Here is an 18,201-nt window from a genome sequence, read left to right on the forward strand (position 1 = left end):
GATTATTTTTGCTGCAATATTTATTCTCTTTCACCCTCTCTTGCCATTTTCCAACGCACACTTTATCATTATATGGACACCGTGTTGGCTATTCAACAAACAGTTTATTATCATTTGTTACTTTGGCAACACTATCAATGAATATGTTGGATATCAGCAAAAAATCTTACACCGGATATCTTGGGGAGTCAGATGGCAAGAAAAAGAGAGGGGATCAATCATGACTGCTTCAAAAATGGATAGAAGAAAAAAATACACGCGGATGGTCTTAAAAGACAGCCTGATGCAGCTGTTAAAGCAGAAACAAATTTCGGCGATTACCGTGAAAGAGCTTTGCGGACTTGCCGACATCAACCGCTCCACCTTTTACTCCCATTACTTTGATCAATATGACCTGCTGGATAAAATAGAAGATGAAATTATTGAAGACATGAAGGGGTATTTAAGCCAGTATAATTTTGAAAAAGAAGAGGAATCCCTTCCGATGATCGAAAAGCTGATTGAATACTTCGCATCCAAACAGGATGTATGTAAAACGCTTTTCAACGAAAAAGTCGATACAACCTTCCAAAAGAAAGTGATGGTGTTCGCGCATGGCGTGTTTATGAACCATTGGACAACCAGCAAAAATTTTGAAGAAGACGCTTCGGAATATTTAAGCACCTTCATCATCAGCGGAAGCATTCATGTGATAAAAAGCTGGCTGAACAATGACATGGATAAGTCGCCTAAAGAAATGGCTGGAATCATCAATAGGCTTATTAATGGCGGGCTTTTTAAGTAAGAGTTGTACCGGACAAGGAGATATGTTCAGAGGAAAGTTTTCGATAGTTGAACTCTGCTCCGGTTTCAATTCTCATCCGGTTTTTCCCTTTTATTTTAAATATCACTCCCCTCTTCTATTATGAAACTACATGTTTGTTCTACTGAAGCACTATGGTGAGAAATCCTTTTCCTTACCGGAACTTATTTATCAATCACGATCGATAACTTATAGTTTGCATGCTCATTCAAGGCTATCAAAAAGTCATTCAACCCTTCATTGGAAGGAAATCTGCATTCCAAAAGGTAACAACCTTCCCCACTGATTTTATAGTTATGGATGATGTATGGTTCTTGCGACTTAATGAATGATAAATATGGTTGATGATTGGCACTCTGGGTGAAAATGGTGATAAAAGCATAGATAGCATACCCTAGTTTGGTTTGATTCAGATCTATGGTATAACCCTCAATTACTCCACTATTCTCTAGCTTGACAACTCTTTCTGAAGCAGCTTGTCCTGTTAAGTGAACCTTTTCACCCAATTCTTTCATGGTGATGCGGCTGTTGTTCGTTAACTCCTCTAATATCCGCATGTCCGTTTTATCCAACATCGTTAAAATCCTTTCATTAATTAAGTCAAATAGCCAAAAGACTTGAATTAAGCCATGTATTTCTCATTAGATAATAATATAAAATGGAGATAAATAAAAAGCAAAGGAGTTATCCCATGAATGTAAAACAAATTCGCAACGCAACGCTGGTTGTTGAATATGCGGGCAAGAAATTCTTAATAGATCCATTTTTAGCTGAGAAAGGTTCTTATCCTCCTTTCCCTGACGCGCCAAGACAAGACCATTTTAACCCCTTGGGAAACCTGCCGATATCCATCGACGAGATTATAAAGGATATCGATGCGGTGATCGTCACGCATCTGCATCTTGACCATTGGGATGACGCTGCCAAGAATGCCTTGCCAAAAGAAATCCGTCTCTTTTCCCAAAATGAAGATGATGTGGCGGAAATCCAAAAAGTGGGCTTTCAAAATGTAGAAGTTTTAAAAGAAGACACGGTATTCGAAGGAATTCAGTTGGTCAAAACTAAAGGAGAGCATGGAAGAGGGGAAATCCTCAAAGTTACCGGTCTGGTATGTGGTATCGTCTTCAAACACTCATCGGAAAAAACTTTGTATGTTGCCGGTGATACGGTTTGGTACGATGCGGTTCAAGAAGTAATCGAAACAAATAAACCCGAAGTAATTGTTGTGAATGCCGGAGACAACCAATTCAATCAAGGCGGTTCTTTGGTAATGGGGAAAGAAGATGTCTATGAAGTCTACAAGGCTGCTCCTCACGCAAGCATTATCGCGAGCCATATGGAAGCAGTCAATCATTGGACATTGTCAAGAAAAGAATTAAGAAGCTTTGCTAAAGAAAAGGGGTTCTCCTCTCATCTTCTGATTCCAGAAGACGGAGAATCATACACCTTTTAATAGAAAAAAGCAGGCAGAAATGCTATAACATTTCTGCCTGCTTTTTCTATTATAGTAGGATATGCCTCATTAAGCCTCGACATCATAGCCTTGTTCTTCAACTGCTTCTTTCATCGCTTCATAAGAAACTTTGGCATCATCATAGGTTACATCGACTTTGCCTGCTTCTAAATCCACTTCAGCTGCTGAAACGCCATCCAGGTTCTTCAGGGCACCTTCTACTGCCATTTTGCAATGGCCGCAAGACATGCCTTGAACGTTCAATGTTTTTTCCATGATTCTCACCTCCTTTAAAGGAAAACTTTACTTTCTATAGTTTCGTCCGTTTTAAACGGAGGGAATTCGAAACAACACTTACCGAACTCAACGCCATTGCCGCGCCGGCAACCCATGGGGCAAGCAGTCCGATTGCTGCAATCGGAATTCCCGCTGTATTGTAACCGAACGCCCAGAAAAGGTTTTGCCGGATATTGCGAATCGTCGCATTGCTGATGTTGATTGCTTTCGGCAGCAGCAGCAGCTCCCCGCCGAGAATGGTCACGTCTGCGGCTTCAATCGCCACTTCCGCACCAGTTCCAATCGCGATGCCGATGTCGGCCGTGACGAGTGCGGGTGCGTCATTGACTCCATCACCGACCATCGCGACCTTTTTGCCTTGCAGTTGAATTTCTTTTACTTTATCCGCTTTCTCTTCCGGCAATACTTGGGCGATCACCTGCTCGATTCCCGCCTGTTTCGCAATCGCCTGGGCGGTCCTTTCGTTATCCCCTGTCAACATGATGACGTCAATTCCCAACGCTTTTAACTGCTCGATCGCTGCAGGAGCTGTTTCTTTCATCGTGTCAGCTACCGCGACGGTTCCTCGATACTGGCCATCGATGGCGATTAGCATGGCTGTTTTCCCGCTATTCTCGTATTCAACCAAGGTGTCTTCAGCACCTTCTGTGACAATTCTGTGTTGTTCCATCAGCTTGCGGTTCCCCACCACGACGCTTTTCCCGGAAATGGTCGCCTCGATACCATGGCCCGGTATGGCCGTGAATTCTTCCGTCTCGACAACATCCACTTCTCTTTCTGCTGCATAGGACACGATTGCTTCCGCCAGCGGATGTTCTGATCCTTTCTCTGTACTTGCCAGCAGCTGCAATGTTTCTCTGTCGCCGGAAAAATCGGTCACCTCCGGTTTTCCTTTGGTGATGGTTCCGGTTTTGTCCAGGACGATTGCTTGTAACTGGTGCGTTCCTTCCAGATGTTCCCCGCCCTTGAACAATATTCCGCTTTCAGCCGCTTTTCCTGTTCCGACCATGATCGAAGTCGGAGTCGCCAAACCGAGGGCACACGGGCAAGCGATGACCAGGACAGCAATTGCTGCCACCAAGGCCGGTTCCAATTGGCCGGGTGTTACAAATGCAATCCAGATCACAAAGGTAACCAGTGCAATCCCGACTACAATCGGCACAAAATAGCCGGAAATAACATCGGCCAGCCGTTGTATCGGCGCTTTCGAACCTTGTGCTTCTTCCACTACTTTAATAATCGATGCAAGCGCCGTGTCCTTCCCGACTTTCGTTGCTTTCATCTCGATAGAGCCATTTTTATTGATGGTCGAGCCAATCACTTTTGCTCCTGAACCCTTCTCAATCGGAATCGATTCACCGGTAAGCATCGACTCATCGACGGAAGTCCTTCCTTTCACAACCATACCGTCTACGGGTATCTTTTCCCCCGGTTTGACAACCAAACGATCGCCCGTGACCACTTCTTCCACTGGTATCATCGTCTCGCTGCCATCGCGAATGACGCGGGCTTCTTTTGCCTGTAAGTTGAGCAATTCGGAAATAGCATTCGTTGTCTGGCTCTTGGCTCTTGTTTCCAAGTACTTCCCAAACAAAATCAGGGTGATTAAAATGGCGCTCGTTTCAAAATATAGATGCGGCATATACGCAGGATTGCCGATCGTCCTGACTGCTTCGAACAAGCTGTAAAAATAAGCGGCACTCGTTCCCAGTGCGACTAACACATCCATGTTGGCCCCGCCGTTTTTCAGGTTTTTGTAGGCACCCACATAAAACTGCCAGCCAATGACAAACTGTACAGGCGTCGCCAATGCGAATTGAAACCATGGATTCATCAGGATAGCCGGGATGTTCATGTTCAACAAATGAACGAGCATCGTCACCAATAACGGAGCCGCCAAGATTGCAGAAATGATCAACTTAATCTTTTTCTGATGCAGTTCCTTTTCTTTATATGTTTGTTTTTCCTCGGATTCTGCCTTCGGTTTTGCGTCGTATCCGATTTTGCGTATTTTTTCGATCAAGGCTTGTGGATCTGTCAACACAGGATTGTATTCGACCGTTGCGCTTTCTGTTGTCAAATTGACAGCGGCCTGTGAAACCCCATCCTGCTTATTCAGTACTTTTTCAATTCTGTTGGAACACGCTGCACAGGTCATTCCGAAAACATCCAAATCCGCTTTTTCCATCCGGACCCCGTAACCGATCGTTTCTATCTTTTCGATAATGTCTTCCATTGTCGTTTTCTCGGGATCATAATCCAGCGTCGCTTTTTCCGTCGTCAAATTGACTTTTGCTTCTACCCCGTCCATTTTGTTCAACACTTTCTCGATCCGATTCGAACAGGCTGCACACGTCATCCCTGTGACGCCAATTGTGGCATGCTTTTCCTCACTCATCTTCCACCCTCCTCTACTTGGAAAATTGCTTCAGGACACTCATCAGCTCTTCAATTGATTCCTGTCCTTCCCCTTTCTTAATGGCATCGCTGACACAATGGTTGATATGCCGTTCTGTCACCGAAAAACCGACATTCTTCAATGCAGACTGAATCGCACTGATTTGTACAAGAATATCCATGCAATAGCGATCCTCTTCCACCATTTTCTGGACACCACGTACCTGTCCTTCTATCCGTTTTAAACGATTGATCGTTTTATCCATTTCCTCTTTCGTTCTCGGAGTACTTGGGTGATCATGCAAGAATTTCTCTTCCACAAAAATCACTTCCTTTTATTTGTTATATATACTATACCCCCGTATAGTATATTTAGTCAAATAAAAAGACTGCCAGAACCGTTTCACCTGTTCTGTACAGCCTTTTGCGTTCTTTTAAAGGAGTTAGTAAGGGTCTGCTTCGTGGCTTTTCTTCACGGCATCTTCCGTTGCTTCATGCTGGGCGATAGACCCCCGGCCATACTTGGATTCTCCTGATTCACGGCCTGGAACCATGCTTTCTCCCTGCATGTTCTCCATTTTCTTCATCTCTGTCATTTTTGCTTCAATGCCTTCTTTTACCCGGCGTCCATAGTCTTCATCGGCTTGCGTAAAGTGTTCGATCATGGCATCCTGAATTCGTTTGTCGCATATCGCGAGGGCGTCTGAGAGATTTTTTATCAACTCATCGCGCTCCCAATCCTCAAAGCTGCGATAGGTATGGCCGGCCTGGCCGTAGTTATTGGTGCGGTCGATCGGTGCGCTCATTGCCGCATCATGATACTCGGGTTCATGTGGCGGGGTTTTTGACCCGTCCGCTTCCTGGAAGCCACCTACCATGGAAGGCTCATAGTTAATATGCGGGTTGTCCCCCGACTCTCGCGGATCACGGGTATCCATTTGGCCGCGCTGCTGGTTCGTCCGGATCCCAGTCTTAGGAGCATTGACAGGCAGCTTCAAATAGTTTGCCCCTACGCGATAGCGCTGGGTATCAGAGTAGGAGAAAGTGCGTCCCTGAAGCATTTTATCATCGGAAAAATCCATCCCATCGACTAGTACACCTGTACCGAAGGCTGCTTGTTCAATCTCCGCGTGGAAATCCTCTGGATTGCGGTCAAGCACCATCCGCCCCACCGGCAGCCACGGAAATTTATCCTCCGGCCAAAGCTTCGTATCGTCAAGCGGATCGAAGTCGAGCTCAGGGTGGTACCCATCTTCCATGATTTGGACAAACAGTTCCCATTCCGGATATTCTCCACGCTCAATCGCTTCATATAAATCCTGGGTCGCATGCCCGACGTTTCTCGACTGAATCTCATTCGCTTCTTCTTGTGTCAAATTTCTTATCCCTTGTTTTGGTTCCCAGTGGTACTTTACCAGCACCGCTTCTCCTTTATCGTTCACCCATTTATACGTGTTGACCCCGGATCCCTGCATATGGCGGTATGTAGCAGGAATACCCCAAGGAGAGAAAAGGAAAGTAATCATATGGGTTGCTTCCGGAGTACGGGAAACGAAGTCAAACATCCGTTCAGGACTTTTTATATTGGATGCCGGGTCTGCTTTAAACGCGTGAATCATATCCGGAAATTTCATGGCGTCGCGGATGAAAAAGATTTTTAAATTGTTTCCTACCAAATCCCAGTTGCCATCTTCCGTGTACATCTTCACCGCAAAACCACGGGGGTCGCGATCGGTTTCCGGAGCATCTTTCGCCCCAGCCACCGTGGAGAAACGGACCATCAACGGGGTTTTCTTGCCCGCTCCCGAGAACACTTTCGCCCGTGTATACTTCTCCACCGGCTCATCCCCTACTTTTCCATAGGTTTCGAAATAACCGAATGCACCTGATCCTCTTGCGTGGACAATCCGCTCTGGTACTTCTTCCCTGTCAAAGTGGGAAATCTTCTCGATGAAATGGTAATTTTCAAGCGTGGCGGGACCGCGGTTGCCGATTGTACGGATATTTTGATTATCAACCACAGGACGGCCCTGCCGTGTCGTTAGCGTATCGCGTTCCACGTCTTTCCCCTGCGACGTTTTCTTATCTTTATTTTCTTCCATAATGAGACCTCCTCAGGTATAGTCACGCTTACTTTGCCTCTTAACAGGGGAGTTTATTCCTTATGAAATATTGTCTTTGTCCTTTGATATGCGCATTTGAGAGCCCATCCATTACATTTCAAGTAAAGCTCAGCAATCTTCCCTATTGATCGTTTTGCCTGATCTTCATCCCGATGAATTTCATTTCGGTCATGTCTTCGATGGCATATTTCACACCTTCTCTTCCCACACCGCTTTGCTTCACTCCGCCATACGGATGATTATCCTGCCTGTAGGTGGAAATTTCATTAATCCAGACACCGCCCATTTCCAAACGGTCGGCAACCCGCATCGCCCGGTTGATATCGTTTGTAAAAACGCCGGCTTGCAGTCCATAAATGGAATCATTGGAATAGCGGATTACTTCCTCTTCCGTTTTGAACGGGATGACTGAAACTATCGGAGCAAATACTTCCTGGGCGATGATTTTCATGTTTTCATCCACGTTGGTCATGAGTGTAGGGGTCAAAACAGCACCGTTTCGTTCACCTCCGACCTCGATTTTCGCTCCTTTTTCTACCGCGTCGTCAATCCACTGCTTTGCCCGTTTCGCCTCTTCTTCATTGATCATCGGACCGATGTCCGTATGTTCCTCGAGCGGATCGCCAATGCGCAATGCATTAATTTTTTGGATGTACGATCCAAGGAAAGCATCATAAATGTCTTGATGCACGTAAATACGCTGGGCGGAAATGCACACCTGGCCGGAAAAGGCGAAAGCTCCTTTTACCAGCTCTGTGGCAGCGTCTTCGATGTCGGCGTCCTCAAACAGGATGTTCGGGGAATTGGAACCCAGCTCTAACGTGACCTTTTTGAACCCGGCTGTTTCCCTGATGTTCTTGCCTACTGCCAGACTGCCTGTAAAGCTGATTTTATGGACATGGTCATGTGTTACCAGTGGCGCACCGACTTCCTCACCAGTGCCGATGACCAAGTTGATTACTCCATCAGGCAGTCCCGCTTCTTGAAACAGCTTTACAAGCTTGTAGGCTGAAACCGGCGTTTTTTCCGCCGGTTTGAAAACAACGGTGTTGCCTGCAGCCAGAGCCGGAGCCAGTTTATGAAGCGAAAGATTCAAGGGAAAGTTAAACGGTGTGATAGCACCCACCACTCCCAACGGCTCTCGCTTTACCAGCCCGATTCGATGCCGGCCGCCGATTGCGGCGTCCATCGGCAACACTTCTCCCGTAATATTTTTGGCCAATTCAGAAGCAAAACGGAGAACCTGGATAGAACGCGCAACTTCCCCGCGGCTATACTTAATCGGCTTACCTGCTTCCTTGCTGATCGTGGTTGCAAATTCCTCCGTTTTTCCCTCTAACAAATCGGCCGTTTTCCGTAAGATATCCGCACGTTCATGCGCCGGCATAGCCTTCATCATAGAATGAAACGTTTCGAAGCTGCTGGTTACCGCGTCATCAAGGTCTTTATTCGCGGCAAGCTTTAACTCCGCAACTTTTTCATTGTCAAAAGGATTGTACACCGTCATTGTCTGCCGGTTATCTTCTATTCTTTCTCGCCCATTGATAATCGATCCAATTTTCATCTTAAAGGAGTCCTCCGTTCAGCAAATGATATTTCCCAGTTTTTCTGTAAGCTTCATATTTTCCCGATAATCAACCGGGCAATCAATCAGTACGGGCTTATTCATCGCTAGCGCTTTTTCTATGATTGGCTTCAGTTCTTTTGTCTTTTCTATCTTCAAAGCCTCGAAGCCATATGACTTGGCAAGCTGCTCGAAATCCGGATTGCCGAATTTAATATGTGAAGAACGGTTAAAAGCTTTCATTTGGTGCCATTCAATCAAACCGTATCCTTCATCCCGCCATAAAAGGATCACAATCGGGACGTTCAAGCGTTTGGCAGTCTCCAACTCTACACTGGTCATTTGAAACGAACCATCGCCGCAGACAGCCACCACCTGACGTTCCGGGTGAACAAGCTTCGCAGCAATGGCACTAGGAACCGCTACCCCCATCGATGCCAGGCCATTCGAAATCAAACACGTATTCGGTTGATAGCTATGATACATCCTGGCCATCCACATTTTGTGCGCACCTACATCCGAGATGACAATACTGTCTTCAGCTAAAACCGAGCGTAAATCAGCAATTATTTTTTGGGGTTTGACGGGATACGCTTCGTCGTTTTGGTATGATTCCAGTTCGCTGAATGCTTTGCTTCGAACATGGGAGATCCACGTTCGATCTCCTGCTTTTTCCGAAAGTGCTTCCTTAATATTGGTGATGTTTTCTTGCAAATTGCCGACTACCTGTAATCGAACGGGATAGCAGGCATCGATTTCTGCTTCCCGGGTGTCAATGTGCAGGACAGGGGTCTGTCCCTCGGGATTCCAGCTTTTTGGCGAATACTCCGCCATGTCAAAGCCGACAGCTATAATCAAATCTGCTTCATCCAATCCACAGGTGATATAGTCATCCCCGCCGATTCCAGCGGTCAGCAAGCTGTGCTCATCGGTCCATGGCACTGCACCCTTCCCCATGAATGTATGTACGACCGGCAGATTTGCGATTGTTACAAGATCTCTCAACGCTTCAGCTGCATTTCCCCGTGTCACCCCGTTTCCGGCTAAAATCAGTGGATGCTTCGCTTTTTCCAACATTTCGGCCGCCTGGTTGATCACCGGGCCATCCGCTTCTGCTAGGTGATGCGGAACCACATGCAGCGGGGAACTGTCCACTTCCATTCCCGCAATATCCTCCGGAAGTTCGATATGCGTCGCACCCGTCTTTTCCTTTGTAGCAACGTGAAAGGCCTTCCGCACAACCTCCGGAACAATCTCGGGCGTTTTTATCTGTGCATTCCATTTCGTTACTTTCTCATATACCGAAACCATGTCGTAGTATTGGTGGGAAACCTTGTGCTGGCGGCTAAGCCCTGCCTGCCCGGTGATGGCCACGATTGGGCATAAATCCATGTTGGCATTGGCGACACCCGTCAACAAATTGGTTGCCCCTGGTCCAAGTGTTGCCAAACATACGCCCGGTTTCCCTGTAAGCCGTCCGTAGGCCCCTGCCATAAAAGCCGCACTCGTTTCATGCCTTGTCAGGATAAATTGAATCGTTGAATCATGGAGTGCATCCATAACATCGATGTTTTCTTCTCCAGGTACACCGAAAATATATTCGACACCTTCATTTTCCAAACACCTTATCAAAAGTTCCGCAGCTTTCATTTACCGCCCCTTCTTCCGCTAAGAAATATCATTCGTCTTTTTCAGTTGCACCGCCGATTGATAAATGTCCTCCAACGACCATGTGCTGCCTTGTTCATCCCGATATACAATGTGCTCTCTCGTGAACTTTGTCGGTGAATCCAAGCCAGCTGCCGCTGCCACCCGGAAAAGACCTTTGCGCATGGTGATGACATAGTTTGCCGTCCGCCACTTTTTCTCTTCGATTACGAGCCCTTGCTGCAAATCCGGATCCGTCGTCGCCACCCCGACCGGACAGGAATTGGATTGACATTGCAGCGCCTGAATACATCCCACAGTGATCATGAAAGCTCTGGCAATATTGACAAGATCCGCCCCCATTGCAAGTGCGATGGCCACTCTGTCAGGCGAAAACATTTTTCCCGAGGCAATGATTTTCACCTTGCCCCGGACCCCGTATTTTCGAAGCGCATGATCGACCAACGGCAGCGCCGATCGGATCGGCAACCCCACACTGTCCGCTAATTCCTGGTACGATGCTCCTGTACCGCCTTCCCCGCCATCCACTGTGATGAAGTCCGGCCCCATACCAGTTTCCTTGATTGCTTTGGCAAGGTCATCAGCCTCCTCCCGGCTCCCGATTACGACTTTCATGCCGATAGGCTTTCCGGTATGTTCGCGAACCTTTTCCATAAATGCAAATAAGGAAGGAAAATCACTGAATTCCCGAAATCGATTCGGACTGTCGATCGACTTGAAGGGTTCTACCATTCTTATCCTGGCAATTTCTTCTGTCACTTTCTCCCCGTCAATGTGTCCGCCTCTTGTTTTTGCGCCTTGAGCCAGTTTCATCTCAAACGCCTTCACTTCCGGAATTTCGCTTTTTTCCAGCAATGCATCCCAGCTGAAGTTCCCTTCCTTATCCCTGACTCCGAATAGTCCGGGACCGATTTGCATGATGATATCCACGCCGCCTTTCAGATGGTAATCGGAGATTCCGCCTTCACCTGTGTTCATCCAGGTTCCTTTCGCGATTCCCAATCCTTCCGACAGGGCGGTAATGGCCCGCTCGCCTAAAGAACCATAACTCATCGCCGACATACCAATCTGGCCTTTCACCTTGAATGGATGCCTCGTGTTTTCCCCGATCACGATTGCATCTTCATCTTCCAGCAAATAAACAGGTGATTCGTCCTTTTCCAACCGTTCTTCCCTCTGAGCAAACAAAGGTTCATTAATCAATAGATAGCGATCGGTCGTGACTTTCGTCTCCCTATCCATCTTTAATTCTTCCGTTAAGTGAGGGAACATCGAATTCCTGATATAATATCCAGGCTCATCAAAATCGCGCTGCGAGCCAAATCCAATGACATCCCGCTTGTACTTCGCCTTTTTCACGATATTCTGATAATCGTTGCGCGAAAATGGCTTCCCCTCCCGGTTATTGTTGAATAAATATTGCCGCAGCTCGGGGCCAATGCTTTCCAAAAAATATCGGACTCTCCCGATTAATGGATAGTTACGAAGAATAGGATGTTGTTTTTGCCTCTTATCCACTCTGTATAAAAAGATTCCAAGAACCAGGAGCACAATAATAAACAACGTACAGGCGATAAATCCGATGACCGTAAAAATGTTTGCAATGTTCACATGCCATTCCTCCTGCAAAGTCACTATTGGTAGTATGAACGTTTGGTCGTATATTATGTTTGGATGTGTTGAGGAACTAACGAATCTATTTGACAAAGAGTCTAATTAGACTATAATGAAGAAGCACCCATAGTCTAATTAGACTCTTTCCATCGCCCGAATATTTCTTTGCCACATCCATACATGTAAGGGCTAAAAAGTAGACAGTTAGCGAAAAGCGGAACCATTTCATCTTAATTACCGTAAGAAAGGTTGAAAACAATGAAATCATTTTTAATGCTAGGCCAGTCCAATATGGCTGGTCGGGGATTCATTCATGATACAACTCCCATTTATAATGAAAGAATAAGTATGCTGCGTAATGGAAGGTGGCAGATGATGACCGAACCAATCAATTATGACCGGCCTGTATCCGGCATAAGTCTGGCGGGTTCATTTGCAGAAGCCTGGTGCCAGCATAATCAAGAGGACACCATTGGCTTAATACCTTGTGCCGAGGGAGGAAGCTCACTGGATGAATGGGCTGTGGATAAAACTCTATTCAGACACGCACTAAGCGAAGCTAAATTTGCCATGGAGACTAGTGAATTAACCGGCATTCTGTGGCATCAAGGAGAAAGTGATAGTATAAACGGCAACTATAAGGTCTACTACGATAATTTGCTTTTGATTGTCGAGACGCTTAGAAAAGAGCTGGATGCTCCGGAAATTCCCTTTATCATTGGTGGCTTAGGAGATTTCTTAGGCAAAAAAGGATTCGGAAAGCACTGTACGGAGTATCACCTCGTCAACGAAGAGCTGCAACGATTTGCTTTTGAACAAGCTAATTGTTACTTTGTCACAGCTTCCGGTTTAACTTCCAATCCCGATGGTATTCATCTTGATGCAGTTTCACAAAGAAAATTTGGTCTGCGTTATTTTGAAGCCTTTAGCAATAAACAACATGTCTTAAAGCCATTAAATAATGAGAACGGATTAATCAATCGTATGCCTGGAGCCTACACAAAAACGGAAAAGATCTATATAAAAAGTATGGATTTGGCACAAGGAAAAATATCCTATGAGGAATTCGAGTCCTCCTTAGCGCAAATCAACAATCGTTGATTCCATGGTGATTGTCTTGAGGAATTTAAAGGAGGTATTTTTTTGATACCGTTACTGATTTTAGGTTTATTGAAACAAAATCCCGGTTCATACGGATACGAATTGCTTGCCTTGATGAAAGAGAGACACTATCAATATGTTGTGAATTTCACGAAGGGTTCCTTCTACTATAATCTTCAACAGCTGGAAGAAAAACATTATATTGAAAAAGTCGATCAATTAGACAACACGCGAGAGAAACGCAATTACATCATCACGGAACTAGGGGATAAAGAATTTGATAGATTGATGGTCAAGTATGGATCAAAGACAGATTATATAAATTTATCATTTTATGCCGCCATGTTGTTTGCAGATGAGTATGATAGCAACGAACTGGCAAAACTTATTAAAATACAAATCGAGCAAACGAAAAAGAAAATCTCCTTGATAGAGCAATCGCTAACCACTTTTGATGAAAAGAACCATTTCAAGAAGTTACTGGAGAATTCACGTTCCCATCATATCGTGAATGTTAAATGGTTTGAAGAACTATTAATGGATATAAAAAAATAAGGCAACCATTAAAAAAGCGCCTGCCACTCCTTGCATATGTCACATTCGACATACAAGAGTGCCAGGCACTTTCCATCAGTCAGCTTTGTAAATCATTTTTCCTTCCTTATCAACATGCTCTCTTAGATTCATGTTAGCATCATTCTTCCCCTCTTGGCATCCTACTATCATCATGAAAGGTAACACCATAAACAAAATTAATATAAACTTCATCAGGTATCACCATCCTATATTATTTTTCCTTTATTATAATGGAAATAGCGAGATTATTGTTTCGATTACAAATTTTTATAGAAATAGAGCTCCTAAATGATCCTATCCCACGTATCGGTGATACAACGTCTTTGCTTCTGATATATCCTGTGTACCATGGACCAGCACCCGTCCATCCTGAAAGATGACAAGGCGGAAATCTCCAATTGAAAAAGAAAGCAAATAAGGATTTTGCGAAACCTTGCCGCCTTGTTTTGATAATCGCTCCGCCAGCTCTTGCAAGTTTCTGCTCCTCTGCTTTGCGGGACGAATTTGCACTGTATCCCGCCCGCACAAAACTGCTGTTTTTGCCTGGTTGTAATACGACAGAAAAGGATAGGAAGGGGCTTGACCGCAAGATGGACAATCTTCCTTCCTCAGCTTATCGACTTGAATGGCCGTATGCTGATTTTTCCATAAATCAAAGGAGACAAGTTTTTTCCGCAACGATTTCTTGTCTTCAACTAATATCTTTAACGCTTCTGCCGTTTGATACGCGACCACCATTTGGACAGCCGGACTGATGATTCCTGCCGTATCGCAGGTTATCCCTCCCATCGGCACAGTTTCAAGCAGACAATGCAAACAAGGAGTCTCTCCCGGCAAAATCGTATAGCTAATTCCATAGCTTCCTACACATGCTCCATATATCCACGGAATACGATATTTTTGAGCTATGTCGTTTATAATCAGGCGAATGTCAAAATTATCGGTGGCATCGATGATTAAATCCACCTTATCCATCAATTGCTCTATTTCCTCTACTGACACATCCATTACTATGGCTTCAATGATGACCTCGGAATTAATCGATTGAAGACGTTTTTCTGCTGCCACGGCTTTTGGCAAGCGTTTTTGAGCATCTTCTTCTGCATACAACTGCTGTCTCTGGAGATTGCTCCATTCCACGTAATCCCGGTCAGCAATCGTCAGCTTTCCCACTCCTGCTCGGACAAGGGCTTCGGCGACTCCAGTACCCAGGGCTCCTGCACCGATTATCAACACATGCTTGCTGCTAATTTTATCCTGTCCTTCTTTCCCGATGGGTGCGAACAATTCCTGGCGAGAATAACGCTCACTCAAGTACACTCAATCCTTCCATTGGACTGCTTGCTGTTGCGTAGCGTTTTTTCGGAATGCGTCCCGCTTCATACCCCAATCTTCCAGCTTCAATCGCCATTTTCATTGCCTCTGCCATTTTCACAGGATCGCCGGCACCAGAAACAGCAGTATTCAACAGTACTCCATCCGCTCCCATCTCCATTGCAATCGCAGCATCTGAAGGTGTCCCAATGCCAGCATCCACGATGACAGGTACATTCGATTGTTCGATGATAAACCGGAGATTCAATGGATTGACAATACCTTGCCCGGACCCGATCGGAGATGCCCCAGGCATAATCGCATGACAGCCTAATTCCTCTAACCGTTTCGCTAACAGAACATCATCCGACGTATACGGAAGTACAATAAAGCCTTCTTCCAACAACATTTCCGCTGCTTTTAGCGTCTCTATCGGATCCGGCAGGAGTGTTTTTTGATCCCCTATCACTTCTACTTTAATCATGTCACATAATCCAGAAGCCTTTGCCAGTTTCGCCGTACGGACGGCCTCCTCCGCTGTCTTGGCCCCTGCGGTATTCGGGAGCAGCGTATAATTTTCCACATCGATTTTTTCAAGAAAATCGGGCTGACCAGCATCAAAAATATTCATTCTGCGGACGGAAAAAGTCAGGATATCTGTGTCTGAAACTTCTATTGCTTTCTTTTGCACATCAAAGTCCGGGTATTTACCTGTCCCTAGCAAAAGTCTTGAAGAAAATTCGTAATCACCTATTTTGAGCATCATCATCCGCCTCCTACAAAGTTTACAATTTCGATTTTGTCCCGGTCTGAGAGCCTCGTATCTGCATGTGCATGCTTTTCTAATATGTTCTGATTCAGTTCCACAATCACAACCTTATCCCCAATTCCGAAGTACTCTAATAATGATGAAACAGTGGCAATGGTATCCGGAACTTCTACCATATCGCCGTTGATAACTAACTCCATCCCTATTCCTCCTCGTTAAAGCGTTTTCTCAAGGTGGCGATCTATCCGGAAGGCACGTAAGTCCGCTGACAGCGGTTCTCGATCTACTAATCCAGCGATCAGTTCGCCAGTAATAGGAGAAAGCAAAATGCCGTTCCGGAAATGCCCTGTTGCCACATACAACCCTTCGTACGCTGGATGCTCCCCTAAATAAGGAAGACCATCTGAAGTTTGCGGCCGAATACCAGCCCAGGCTTTTTCCCATTCTGCATGTATGATTTCAGGAACTAGTTTTTTCGCCTGCTCCATCAGATAAGAAATCCCACCCACTGTCACGGTTTGATCAAAGGTATTTGGTCGGACCGTGGCCCCTACCAGAAGGCGACCGCCTTTTTTGGGTACCAGATAACAGCTATGAGAAAAAATCGTTCCAGTCAGTAATGGTCGATGGGCGACCACGGAAAAGCACTCTCCTTTTACGGGATAAGTGTTGAAGGGAATTTCCGAATCAGGCAACAGGGATTCACTCCATGCCCCTCCCGTCAAAATCACCTTGTCACTCTCGAAGCTCCCTCCACTTGTCCTTACTCCTGCTATTTTTCCGTTGTCAAAAAGAAAAGCGAAAACTTCCGTAAACTCCCTTATTTCCACCCCCAGCACTGCAGCTGCTTTCAAAAAACCAAGCGTTATTTGCGGCGCTGCTACCTGCCCATCTTTTTCAATATACATCGCGCCCCGGATTGCTGAGGATAGGGCAGGCTCTCTCCTTCGTACTTCTTCCCGACTTATCCATTTTGCTTGTTCACCTGTCCGGTTTTGGAGTTCAATAACATGCTTAAAACGGTTTTCTTCCTCATCTGTCAAAGCCACTTTGTACATTCCTTTGTTTACTAATTCGATATCCATTCCGGTTAATTTTTTTATTTCCTTTGCAAGAGCAGGAAACATCGACCTGCTTTTCTTTGCCAAGTGGAACAAGGGACCATCTTCCTCCAGTTCAGCCTGTGCCGCCAGCATCCCCGCAGCCGCTCCAGAAGCTTTGCTTGCCAGGCGGTCCTTTTCCAGCAAAAGAACTTTTTTCCCTCTTTTGGCCAGGTTATACGCGACAGACCCCCCATTGACCCCTCCGCCAATCACAATACAATCGTACTTATCAGGCATTAAAAGTCCTCCTTTCCGCTTAGCACTTCCTATCTAAACTTGTTTGAGATAGAAAGTCGGGAAACATATTCTTTCACTTTCCCCAGAGGCTGGTTCGCCTCCAAAACACCCGACATCACAGCTACCCCTTTCGCACCAGCTTCCATCACCTCGTTTACATTGCCAGGTTTGATTCCTCCTATCGCTATCACCGGCATAGAGACAGACGATGAAACTGACCGTAATTGTTCCACTCCTCGTGGTGCTGATTCTGGTTTGGACTGGGTGGAAAAAACATGGCCAAAGAATGCATAATCAGCACCTTGCTTTTGAGCCAACGTTGCTTCTTCAAGGGAGTGAACCGAACAACCAACGCGGAATTCAGGGAAATTTCCCTTCACTGGGCCGATCGGTAAAGAATGATACGCTAAATGAACACCGTAGACCTTCATCACATGGGCAACGTCTAACCGGTCATTTACGATGATTTTAGAAATGGGAACTTGATTGTCTAGTAACAATTTAATCAGTTGATAGATTTCCATAGCCGTTTTATGCTTCTCACGGATATGAATAGCGGTTATGTATGGATGTATGTCCCCTGCGATTTTGGCTAATTTTTCTGGTCGTTGATTTCCGGTAGAAACGATATGCAGCTCTCCATTCCCCATAACCCTCCCCCCTTGGCTAGCGCTGTCTTTAATGAACTGCAGCTCCTTCGTCATATTTTCCATCGATTCGCGGGACGCAAAAAGGCCACCCGGATATAGGGGTGGCCTTTTAGTCAATATATTATAAACAGTCATAATATAAAAGTTTCAATCCCACTTCCCTACGCTGGTATTTCCCAGATCAGGTTCAAAGGGTCCAGAATACTATCTGTCTCAGCCTTATACGGCACCCCTAGTGTAAACATATGTGATTTTCATTAAGTATAACATAGCTCTTTTTTCAAGACTAGGATATAAGTGTAAATACAGGAAAAGCTCTTTCGGATTCAACAAACCACTCACCACTGGTCGCATAACCCTCTATTCATTCAAGAAACGACAGTAACATAGAATATGTTTCCCATTTCCCGCGTCACAAAAGGGACTGATTGATTTTATCACGTCTATTTAGTTGAGTCTCTCTTTGTAAATGCGTGAAGTGCCGCGAGATGCCATACTAGGTAACACATCACCATTAAATGAAATCCATAAAA

The 18,201-nt window shown here is 45.4% G+C and carries 17 protein-coding genes and 1 riboswitch; of the genes, 4 read left to right on the forward strand and 13 right to left on the reverse strand.

The window, feature by feature from the left end; genetic code table 11:
- The first annotated feature begins 220 nt into the window (after positions 1-220).
- Positions 221-784, forward strand: coding sequence for a TetR/AcrR family transcriptional regulator (locus tag ABVF09_RS14385; protein ID WP_371069480.1), 564 nt, complete (start codon positions 221-223; stop codon positions 782-784).
- 182 nt (positions 785-966) lie between these two features.
- On the opposite strand, the gene ABVF09_RS14390 is transcribed toward ABVF09_RS14385, so the two are convergent.
- Positions 967-1,377, reverse strand: a complete 411-nt coding sequence (locus ABVF09_RS14390) for an Lrp/AsnC family transcriptional regulator (protein WP_371069481.1) — start codon at positions 1,375-1,377, stop codon at positions 967-969.
- A gap of 116 nt (positions 1,378-1,493) precedes the next feature.
- Between ABVF09_RS14390 and ABVF09_RS14395 the strand changes: the two genes are divergently transcribed.
- Positions 1,494-2,255: an MBL fold metallo-hydrolase gene (locus ABVF09_RS14395; protein WP_153465403.1), complete on the forward strand. Its 762-nt coding sequence runs from the start codon at positions 1,494-1,496 to the stop codon at positions 2,253-2,255.
- Between the two features lie 69 nt (positions 2,256-2,324).
- On the opposite strand, the gene copZ is transcribed toward ABVF09_RS14395, so the two are convergent.
- From copZ to ABVF09_RS14430, 7 genes are all read right to left on the reverse strand, one after another.
- A complete protein-coding gene (gene copZ / locus ABVF09_RS14400) occupies positions 2,325-2,531 on the reverse strand; it encodes a copper chaperone CopZ (protein ID WP_026569405.1) in 207 nt (68 codons plus the stop codon).
- 34 nt (positions 2,532-2,565) lie between these two features.
- Entirely contained in the window at positions 2,566-4,950 is a 2,385-nt protein-coding gene (locus ABVF09_RS14405; protein WP_371069482.1) for a heavy metal translocating P-type ATPase, read from the reverse strand.
- A 13-nt stretch (positions 4,951-4,963) separates the two neighbouring features.
- Positions 4,964-5,215 carry a metal-sensing transcriptional repressor gene (locus tag ABVF09_RS14410; protein ID WP_051382257.1) on the reverse strand — a complete coding sequence of 84 codons (252 nt, stop codon included), beginning with the start codon at positions 5,213-5,215 and terminating at the stop codon, positions 4,964-4,966.
- Between the two features lie 177 nt (positions 5,216-5,392).
- On the reverse strand, positions 5,393-7,051 hold the full coding sequence (locus ABVF09_RS14415) for a catalase (protein WP_371069483.1): 1,659 nt from the start codon (positions 7,049-7,051) through the stop codon (positions 5,393-5,395).
- A gap of 142 nt (positions 7,052-7,193) precedes the next feature.
- On the reverse strand, positions 7,194-8,636 hold the full coding sequence (locus tag ABVF09_RS14420) for an aldehyde dehydrogenase family protein (protein WP_371069484.1): 1,443 nt from the start codon (positions 8,634-8,636) through the stop codon (positions 7,194-7,196).
- A gap of 18 nt (positions 8,637-8,654) precedes the next feature.
- Positions 8,655-10,286 (reverse strand): acetolactate synthase large subunit, encoded by a 1,632-nt coding sequence (locus ABVF09_RS14425; RefSeq protein ID WP_371069485.1) that lies wholly within the window; start codon positions 10,284-10,286, stop codon positions 8,655-8,657.
- Positions 10,287-10,304: 18 nt separating this feature from the next.
- Positions 10,305-11,915 (reverse strand): FMN-binding glutamate synthase family protein, encoded by a 1,611-nt coding sequence (locus ABVF09_RS14430; protein WP_371069486.1) that lies wholly within the window; start codon positions 11,913-11,915, stop codon positions 10,305-10,307.
- 261 nt (positions 11,916-12,176) lie between these two features.
- Here ABVF09_RS14430 and ABVF09_RS14435 point away from each other — a divergent pair, with 261 nt between their 5' ends.
- On the forward strand, positions 12,177-13,019 hold the full coding sequence (locus tag ABVF09_RS14435; protein ID WP_371069487.1) for a sialate O-acetylesterase: 843 nt from the start codon (positions 12,177-12,179) through the stop codon (positions 13,017-13,019).
- A 42-nt stretch (positions 13,020-13,061) separates the two neighbouring features.
- The gene (locus ABVF09_RS14440) at positions 13,062-13,574 is read left to right on the forward strand and encodes a PadR family transcriptional regulator (protein WP_371069488.1); all 513 of its coding nucleotides are present in this window, start codon (positions 13,062-13,064) and stop codon (positions 13,572-13,574) included.
- A gap of 315 nt (positions 13,575-13,889) precedes the next feature.
- Here ABVF09_RS14440 and ABVF09_RS14445 read toward each other — a convergent pair whose 3' ends face one another.
- The 5 genes from ABVF09_RS14445 to tenI are packed head-to-tail and all read right to left on the reverse strand — an operon-like array spanning position 13,890 to position 17,668.
- Positions 13,890-14,909: a thiazole biosynthesis adenylyltransferase ThiF gene (locus ABVF09_RS14445; protein WP_371069489.1), complete on the reverse strand. Its 1,020-nt coding sequence runs from the start codon at positions 14,907-14,909 to the stop codon at positions 13,890-13,892.
- A complete protein-coding gene (locus tag ABVF09_RS14450; RefSeq protein WP_371069519.1) occupies positions 14,902-15,672 on the reverse strand; it encodes a thiazole synthase in 771 nt (256 codons plus the stop codon). The genes ABVF09_RS14445 and ABVF09_RS14450 overlap by 8 nt, the downstream gene beginning before the upstream one ends.
- Positions 15,673-15,674: 2 nt before the next feature.
- Complete coding sequence (gene thiS, locus ABVF09_RS14455) at positions 15,675-15,878, reverse strand: sulfur carrier protein ThiS (RefSeq protein WP_026569392.1); 204 nt, start codon at positions 15,876-15,878, stop codon at positions 15,675-15,677.
- 15 nt (positions 15,879-15,893) lie between these two features.
- Positions 15,894-17,018 carry a glycine oxidase ThiO gene (gene thiO, locus ABVF09_RS14460; RefSeq protein ID WP_371069490.1) on the reverse strand — a complete coding sequence of 375 codons (1,125 nt, stop codon included), beginning with the start codon at positions 17,016-17,018 and terminating at the stop codon, positions 15,894-15,896.
- A 29-nt stretch (positions 17,019-17,047) separates the two neighbouring features.
- A complete protein-coding gene (gene tenI / locus ABVF09_RS14465; RefSeq protein WP_371069491.1) occupies positions 17,048-17,668 on the reverse strand; it encodes a thiazole tautomerase TenI in 621 nt (206 codons plus the stop codon).
- A 141-nt stretch (positions 17,669-17,809) separates the two neighbouring features.
- Positions 17,810-17,912: riboswitch (TPP riboswitch) on the reverse strand.
- Positions 17,913-18,201: the final 289 nt, after the last annotated feature.

The organism is Sediminibacillus sp. JSM 1682029 (genome assembly GCF_041366435.1).
Taxonomy (GTDB): Bacteria; Bacillota; Bacilli; order Bacillales; family Amphibacillaceae; genus Sediminibacillus; species Sediminibacillus terrae.

Coding starts and splice junctions, on each gene's coding strand:
- tenI (WP_371069491.1), bottom strand. CDS start 17,668: ATGGGGAATGGAGAGCTGCATATCGTTTCTACCGGAAATCAACGACCA.
- ABVF09_RS14435 (WP_371069487.1), top strand. CDS start 12,177: ATGAAATCATTTTTAATGCTAGGCCAGTCCAATATGGCTGGTCGGGGA.
- ABVF09_RS14385 (WP_371069480.1), top strand. CDS start 221: ATGACTGCTTCAAAAATGGATAGAAGAAAAAAATACACGCGGATGGTC.
- ABVF09_RS14410 (WP_051382257.1), bottom strand. CDS start 5,215: ATGGATAAAACGATCAATCGTTTAAAACGGATAGAAGGACAGGTACGT.
- ABVF09_RS14425 (WP_371069485.1), bottom strand. CDS start 10,286: ATGAAAGCTGCGGAACTTTTGATAAGGTGTTTGGAAAATGAAGGTGTC.
- ABVF09_RS14395 (WP_153465403.1), top strand. CDS start 1,494: ATGAATGTAAAACAAATTCGCAACGCAACGCTGGTTGTTGAATATGCG.
- ABVF09_RS14415 (WP_371069483.1), bottom strand. CDS start 7,051: ATGGAAGAAAATAAAGATAAGAAAACGTCGCAGGGGAAAGACGTGGAA.
- ABVF09_RS14405 (WP_371069482.1), bottom strand. CDS start 4,950: ATGAGTGAGGAAAAGCATGCCACAATTGGCGTCACAGGGATGACGTGT.
- thiO (WP_371069490.1), bottom strand. CDS start 17,018: ATGCCTGATAAGTACGATTGTATTGTGATTGGCGGAGGGGTCAATGGG.
- ABVF09_RS14390 (WP_371069481.1), bottom strand. CDS start 1,377: ATGTTGGATAAAACGGACATGCGGATATTAGAGGAGTTAACGAACAAC.
- ABVF09_RS14420 (WP_371069484.1), bottom strand. CDS start 8,636: ATGAAAATTGGATCGATTATCAATGGGCGAGAAAGAATAGAAGATAAC.
- ABVF09_RS14450 (WP_371069519.1), bottom strand. CDS start 15,672: ATGCTCAAAATAGGTGATTACGAATTTTCTTCAAGACTTTTGCTAGGG.
- copZ (WP_026569405.1), bottom strand. CDS start 2,531: ATGGAAAAAACATTGAACGTTCAAGGCATGTCTTGCGGCCATTGCAAA.
- thiS (WP_026569392.1), bottom strand. CDS start 15,878: ATGGAGTTAGTTATCAACGGCGATATGGTAGAAGTTCCGGATACCATT.